At 44.8% G+C, this 2443-nt stretch carries 1 protein-coding gene; it reads right to left on the bottom strand.

Annotated features, from left to right (window positions below; genetic code table 11):
* A partial coding sequence (locus tag AS151_RS16080; RefSeq protein ID WP_170861423.1) for an FG-GAP-like repeat-containing protein occupies nucleotides 1–2443 on the bottom strand: 2443 nt, incomplete at both ends.

Genomic DNA, 2443 nt, shown 5'->3' with positions numbered 1-2443 from the left:
TCAAAAACCTGTATTGGTCGTCAGCATTTCCTTTTTGCAGAATGCGACGGTTGTTCCCACCAAAGCCTTCTTCAAAATAGATATTCGCTTCAACGGTTATCTCGTCTGTGACATTCAGTTGCTCTTGGTGGGGAACCTTGACGTAATTATCCTTACCATCAAATGTCACAACTGTATGGTCAGCATCTAGTTGGTACCCAGTATTGCTAGCAAGACGAACTTCAAAGGTTTCTTCACCTTCGGCAATTTGATCTTCTTCAATATTGAGGCGGATTGTTCCTGTTTGTTCTCCTTTTGCAATTTCCACCACGGAGAACTGTTCGTAGTAGTCAATCCCTTGTTGGGTTCCCACAAATGCATCTAAATCGCGATCGCCATCCAAGCTGACAAAAGCAGGAGCTGCGTTCGCTCGTTCGTCGGACGGTTCCAGAATGGTAGAAGATGAAAATTCTGAGTATTCGTTGCCATTAGCAGAAAACAGCTTCACCGAGCCGTCTTCTTGCCCCACCAAGATATCGAAATCGCCGTCTTGGTTCCAATCAACAACGTAAGGGCTACTGTTTGAACCAACTTGGATGTCAGCAATGGGATGGTTGGTTTGTTCTTGAAAACCGTTTTCTGTGTTTTGATAGTAGTTTAGGGAATTGCCCTGAGAGCCGACAATTAGGTCTAAATCCCCATCTTTATCTTGATCGAAATCAACTAGGAAAGGATGGGCATTGCTACCTACATTAATTTCTGTGATTGGTTTGGAAGGTTGGAAACGTAGATTGTTGGGAGTTCCTGTATTTATATAAGAGAAAAGATTGCCATCTGAAGTGCCTATAATCAGATCGGCTTTTCCATCAGCATTTAAGTCTCCAAATGTGGGGACTGCTCCTGAAAGGGTTATGTTGCTGAAGGGATTGTTGCTTCCCGTTCGGAGTTGAAACTTGGGCAGGCTGGCACTTCCCACATTTTCGTAATATTGGATACCCGCTTGCGAGCCAACAACGGCATCTAAATCACCATCTTCATCGAGATCGACAAAGGCAGGTTTGGCATTTTCGCCTATATTTTCAATGCCATCAAAGGGACTGTTAAAACGCTTGGTTTCGTTGGGACCAAATTGCTCGATGAGGGTGCTCTGTCCTGGCTGGATTTGATAATCGCGACCGCTGGTGGTTTTGTTGTCACTCGTGTAGAAGGAAACTTGGATATCTTCGGTAGCTGGTTTGGAAAGGGTGATTGGGATTTCCGCCGTTTTTCCATCTTCTGCTACTGTGATGCTATTGCCGATGGAGGCTACTGGTAAGTTGCCATCGGCTTCCTTTCCTGGTTCGGAAACTTCTAATTCTTGGTCGTCATCGATGTTTTGAATAGGAATGAATACGGATTGGCTTTGGTAATCGCGATCGCCACTTTGTTCTACCTCTGCTTTTAACCTGTAACTTATATTGCCGTCTCCGTCGGCATCATCAACTCCCGTAACAGTGACCGGTTGATAAACATCCCAGTTTTCAGGTGTAAAAGTGAGTTGCTCGGTGCTTAGTTTGGTTTCCGTTGAATCGATATTTTGGAAGCGAACTGTGACGTTGCCTGTGGGTTGGGTATACAGACGGACGCCAAAGGAAGCTTGATTGCTAACATTAGGCAGTTGAATGTCTACAGCTCGATCGTTTTCTTGAATACTGAGATTGTTGTTGTTAATGGTGAAGCCAATATTTCCTTGTTCTTTCAGATTGGCTTGTAGCAAAGTGACATCATCCGGTAAGCTATCTGCTTCTGCCGGCGTGATGGTAATGGTTCCAGCATCAATATCCTCTTGCTTCAGCGTCACCTCGCCAAGTAGATTCCCTTTTACATCCCTTAATTCAACTATGTCCCCTACACTGGGATAAGGTTCGCTGGTATTCACCGATACGAGATTGCTGCTGTAGCTATATTCTTGGTTTCCTTGTTCGTCTGTGACTGGATTGCCTTGTTTGTCGGTGACGGGTTGAGCATTAACAACTTGAAGACCTGCCTGGTCATCGTCCAGGATTTTCATCGTGGCTTCGGCATTGTCTCCATTGTTTAAAGTTACAGTAATTTCTTCGTCAGATTCTGGGGTTTCATCGGCAATGGGAAGAACGGGAACAACGCCTCTGGTTTCTCCTTCGGGAATAGTTAAGGTTCCTATTTTTGTATGGGAAGCTCCATTTTGCAGTTCTCCCGCGTTCTTGTTGTTCGTGCGATCGACAACCAAGCGATCGCTGGTTACATTACCTGGATAGTAGGCTACCAACCCATTTTCATTGCCATCGAGAGAACGATCTGTGTTTGTTTGAATTTCCTCTTGAGTGCGGGCAGTATTCCAAATCCGAATTTCATGCAGTTTTCCTTTCCAGAAATCTCCTTGTGGAGCTTCTGCATTTTTGGTACCGATATACAGAGGATCGCTGGTTGTACCAATGGTGGAATT

It is taken from the genome of Geitlerinema sp. PCC 9228 (genome assembly GCF_001870905.1).
In the GTDB taxonomy this organism is placed as follows: Bacteria; Cyanobacteriota; Cyanobacteriia; order Cyanobacteriales; family PCC-9228; genus PCC-9228.
The sequence above is the reverse complement of the archived record's forward strand: the minus strand, read 5'-3'. Positions and strand labels throughout refer to the sequence as shown.